This window comes from Sporomusa sp., assembly GCF_057736855.1.
Genome location: NZ_JBYKYF010000251.1, coordinates 1 through 4,604, shown reverse-complemented (window position 1 = coordinate 4,604; position 4,604 = coordinate 1). Strand labels below are relative to the sequence as shown.

The 4,604-nt window shown below is 39.5% G+C and carries 5 protein-coding genes and 1 CRISPR repeat array; all 5 genes read right to left on the bottom strand.

Features of this window, described 5'->3' with window-relative positions; all coding sequences use genetic code 11:
* Nucleotides 1-91 precede the first annotated feature (91 nt).
* Nucleotides 92-382 carry a transposase gene (locus tag AC29Z1_RS13885; RefSeq protein ID WP_488272049.1) on the bottom strand — a complete coding sequence of 97 codons (291 nt, stop codon included), beginning with the start codon at nucleotides 380-382 and terminating at the stop codon, nucleotides 92-94.
* Nucleotides 383-399: 17 nt separating this feature from the next.
* Nucleotides 400-630, bottom strand: coding sequence for a hypothetical protein (locus AC29Z1_RS13880; RefSeq protein ID WP_488272048.1), 231 nt, complete (start codon nucleotides 628-630; stop codon nucleotides 400-402).
* Between the two features lie 298 nt (nucleotides 631-928).
* Entirely contained in the window at nucleotides 929-2,185 is a 1,257-nt protein-coding gene (locus AC29Z1_RS13875; protein WP_488272047.1) for an MBL fold metallo-hydrolase, read from the bottom strand.
* Between the two features lie 29 nt (nucleotides 2,186-2,214).
* Nucleotides 2,215-2,898, bottom strand: a complete 684-nt coding sequence (locus AC29Z1_RS13870) for a hypothetical protein (protein ID WP_488272046.1) — start codon at nucleotides 2,896-2,898, stop codon at nucleotides 2,215-2,217.
* Nucleotides 2,899-3,050: 152 nt separating this feature from the next.
* Entirely contained in the window at nucleotides 3,051-3,860 is an 810-nt protein-coding gene (locus AC29Z1_RS13865; protein ID WP_488272045.1) for a leucine-rich repeat domain-containing protein, read from the bottom strand.
* Between the two features lie 186 nt (nucleotides 3,861-4,046).
* A CRISPR array of direct repeats spans nucleotides 4,047-4,603; the repeat unit is 37 nt; unit sequence GTTTCAATTCCCTAACGGGAATTTCTGTTTTTCAGAC.
* Nucleotide 4,604: the final 1 nt, after the last annotated feature.

The following is a 4,604-nucleotide window of genomic DNA, read 5'->3' as shown; positions in this document are numbered from 1 at the left end:
CCATGCATAGTATCCACTTCTGGCTACTTTTAAAATGCGGCATAAATCGCTAACAGCATATTGGGAGCGGAAATGGTAGATAAATTGAATTTTACTTGCTGTTTTTGGCGAAGTATACCGCTGCTTGCTTTAAAATAGCCACTTCATTTTCTAGTTCCTTAATGCGGCGTTGCGCCTTACGAAGTTCATCTTCATCCGGCTTTAGATTTCCGGATCCGGGAAAAGCGTGTTCTGGGTCACTTTTATATTGTTGTATCCATTTATAGACCGTATTTTCGTGTATTCCTAGTTCTGCTGCCAAACTGGGGCAGGTTCGAGCTCCACTTAAATAAAGTTTTACGATATCTTTTTTAAACTCTGCATCGAAACGCTTACCTCTCATACCGGACACCTCCTGCTTTATTGTACCAGCCATTCTTGATGTCCGCAAAAAGCATTACGGTTCAATATATCTGCAAATCCCCATTTCCCTTCTACTTCAAACTGAATTAATCCATAATCACATTTTTCTTTCGCCAGAAACATTTCTTCTGGAAAATATAGCTGACCATCATCTCCTAAGAGATATACTAAACCGTCTTTATGACCCCCTTGGCACATTTGTATATGCCTGTATGATAAATCATACATTCTTGCAAGTCATTTGACCTCCCTAAAATTTCTCTTAACATGACCCAGTATCAACGTTGAATAGGCCGCCGTTCCTTATCAATTCTTATCAAAAACATACACTTTGTAGTGAATAATTAACTCCAGGAAAATGCCATTCAAATTTACAACAGAAACATGACAGGGGCGGGATTACTGACACGCTTAATAGATGTCAATAACTCCGTCCCTTGTCAGTTCTTAGTATATTTAATTGTTAGCCTAATAAGCTGGATGTTTTTCACAGCTATCTGGGCGCCTCATTTGAAGATGGATAATTTTAATTTAATATTAAAACTTTTCCATCTTGAATGGATTCCACGTTATCGAACTCATCAGCAAATCGTTCAGGATACTCTGTATGTATCGGAATAATCTTTTTCGGTGTACAAGCCTGCACAATTTTACGAAGAGTCTCAACATCCGCATGACCGCTGGTATGTAAATGAATCACATCCATCTGTTGTTCCCGGCAATACTGGATGAAGCGCCGGACACGTTCTGTCTGCAAATACCCGCCCCACAAAGAATATATGAGACCTGCCTCAGTAATATTTTTTATATGTTGCAAATCAGACAACATTGAATCCCGAACTAGCATGCAATAATGTTGCCGTGCCCTCAATTCTTCACGGGAAATTCGATAGCGGCTAAATCGCTTCATCCAAACGGCGCGCTCTCCACTTTTAAACATATGTTGCGTAAGGAAATAAGGATAAAACACCCTAACATTACTGAAAACGAACGGATTAGGAATTTTCCCTCCTAGTTCCGCAACAATGTTAGCAGTAAAAATGCCCATGACAAACAGCCGGTTGTTGCGTTTTGCTGCCCGATACATGCCTACTAACCGGTCAATGTTCACCGCAGATTGCATGACAAATATCGGCCCATTCTTTTGCTGCATAAATTCATAAGCGTGCTGTTCAATCTGCTCTTCCGTCTCTACGCCCTCGCTGGTTCGACTCATCATGGTTCCTTCCAGCAATAAGGCATCTACTTGCTGCGGCAAATGCTTAAGAAAATACCAAGTCGCTTTGGCTTTTTTGCCATGCATTCGCAAATCCCCGGTATAGACCACGCACTTGCCTTCGGCCTGAATTACAAATGCATAAGCATCATAGGCGGAGTGATCAACCAAGTATGGCGTTATTGTAAAATCGCCGATTTGAAAGGACTGCCCGCTGACAAAATAATCAGCAGGCCGCACAGACGGGCGCACTGAAACAAACTGAGCAATCATATTTATTACCTTCGCGGTTGCCTCGCCCATATAGATAGGTATATCTGGATGAATATATTCCAAAAGGCCGATATGATCGCCATGATAGTGAGAAAAAAGCACGGCATCTACATTACGCTGGTCACCCTTATAAAGACCGTTTACTTTTGGGAGTCCTGGTGTTTGCATATTTTGTTCCCCGTTTAATGGCGGCAAAACTTGTCCCGCATCCAGGATGATGCGGGTATTACCAGTAGCTATTTCAATGCAACTGCCGCCAATTTGATGGGTGCCGCGATGAACAGTAATAATCAATCAAACTCACCAGCTTCCAACATTATTTTTTATTTTGCAATTCTATCCCTCAATTCAGATGGCTCTTTAGCAACTTCAAATTTTAGGGCTTCAATATTATCTAATTTTTTCTTGTCATATTCGATAAGTCCCCATTGCTTATCATATGGTTTTGGTCGCTTAGTACTAGGCCATACAATATAACCTCTAACATTTGCCGCATTTACAGAATAAAATTCATTAGCTTTTTCAATATGCTTCTTCAATGTAGTGGTGTAGCACAGCAACTCATCATGAGCACCCCTTCTTTTCCCTGATCCCGTTAAATTCCTTATTATCTTCAATTCAAGTATAATAAAACTTTGCGTCTCTTTTTCATAAGCCAGTATATCCAATTTCTTTCCTTTTCCAAATCCACTCAAGTCCTCTTCGGCAAAATTTCTTTCCGCATCAAGCAATATCCATTCTTTACCCGGAATTGGTAATATCCTATTTGCTTCCAACGCACGTTTAATTATAAATGCTTGCAATTTATATTCGTTTTTATTGTTCTTTTTTTCTTGGTTATCTTTATTTTTTTCCTGATCGCAAAATACTACTGGAGAATTCAAATCAAGAATTCTTTTTGTAATAGTCTTAGAAGTCGCACAACTAAAAACTTCATTTTGATTTTTATTTTCTCTACAAGCCTCTTCATAATTATTCTTCAGTTTACTAGTAAAAGTTCCGCTCATATTTTCCCATTCCCCCTCTCATAAAGTTCCACAAAGCAACCAGCGTCTACAGGATCTATAAATCCTCAAATCCCCTTCTTTTACTAACTTCCATCGAGAAGTAGTGATAATTATAAAAATAACCCTGCAGATGTCCAATCTTTAAACATGAATCAATCGGTGACCAACTTGAATTTTAAATTGTTTTCTATTGCATATTGGTGAGCAAAAGAATCCTGATGACAAATAACCACCAAATTGTCCTCGCAGCTTTCATATAAACAATTTCCAAAGGCATTATCATCTATTTGTGTAACACTTTCTGGAATGTATATTTCCTCTAGTGATGTGCAACCGGCAAAAAGCCCCTCCTTGATGACAGTCAACCCCTCCGGAAGATCAATCCTTTCCAATTGAGAACAATTACCAAAAGCATATTTACCAATTTCTTTTATGGTACTTGGCAGTATGACTTCGCGCAGCGATGTGCAACGACAAAACATTTCCTCGGGTATGACCTCTATACCTTCTGACAGCTTTACTGATTTCAGATAAAAACATGTTTCAAATGCCGATTCGCCTATGTATTTGATACTGCCTGGAAGTTCTATACTTTCTAATCCGCAACTCGAAAAAGCCAATTCGCCTATACGCTCAAGCGAGTTTCCAAAATGGATGTTTTTTAGACAAACCATGTTAAAGAAAGCTTTATCTTCGATCCGTTTCAAGCTATCGGGAAAAATAACAGTATGAATACCTGGTTGCACTGTATGGTTCCACCACCCAAGAATTCGCTCTTGTGCAATAAGGCCGTAACCCCTTTCCCCTACATATTCATGAAATGCTTCATCTGCGATCTCAAGAATGCCATCAGGAATGGTTAAACATTCAATATTATCTAATTCACTTGCATCATAATAAGAAAATATTTGTTTTTTTGCATAATAGGCACGTTCAAAATTAATTGCTGCATCATAAATCATAAGTTGAGCGACTTCTATATCTTCCTCGGTAACATCGTGAGATTAGCTAATAATTGCCAATATACGTTCCCTGCGTTCGGCGGTCATACACGTGTCAAGAATGGTAGAATACAAGCAATCGGCAGCTCCTATCAATGCAGTCGTAAGAATACCATCGTCCAAGGTATCGCAAAACTTGGTTTTGAGGTTTCAATTCCCTAACGGGAATTTCTGTTTTTCAGACACCACCCAAGCTGTCATGCGTTCGGCGCCCATATCATCCAGTTTCAATTCCCTAACGGGAATTTCTGTTTTTCAGACGCGCATAGCAGCTATTGAGTCTTTGGGTATATGACTGGTTTCAATTCCCTAACGGGAATTTCTGTTTTTCAGACACGGGCGAAAGGAGAGATGTTAAGATGACAACTTGGGAAAGTTTCAATTCCCTAACGGGAATTTCTGTTTTTCAGACGGTTAGGCGTTTAGATACTGCGGTGGTAGGGGGAGAGTTTCAATTCCCTAACGGGAATTTCTGTTTTTCAGACTGAAAGCTGATGAACCGGACAAAAAAATTACCGACACGTTTCAATTCCCTAACGGGAATTTCTGTTTTTCAGACGTTAAACATGATTATTAAGGTGTCGCTTCCAAAACGTTTCAATTCCCTAACGGGAATTTCTGTTTTTCAGACTACCTGCTAAATTAGTTGGCAACTTTTCACGTTGTAGTTTCAATTCCCTAACGGGAATTTCTGTTTTTCAGACC

Coding starts and splice junctions, on each gene's coding strand:
- AC29Z1_RS13865 (WP_488272045.1), bottom strand. CDS start 3,860: ATGATTTATGATGCAGCAATTAATTTTGAACGTGCCTATTATGCAAAA.
- AC29Z1_RS13885 (WP_488272049.1), bottom strand. CDS start 382: ATGAGAGGTAAGCGTTTCGATGCAGAGTTTAAAAAAGATATCGTAAAA.
- AC29Z1_RS13880 (WP_488272048.1), bottom strand. CDS start 630: ATGTATGATTTATCATACAGGCATATACAAATGTGCCAAGGGGGTCAT.
- AC29Z1_RS13870 (WP_488272046.1), bottom strand. CDS start 2,898: ATGAGCGGAACTTTTACTAGTAAACTGAAGAATAATTATGAAGAGGCT.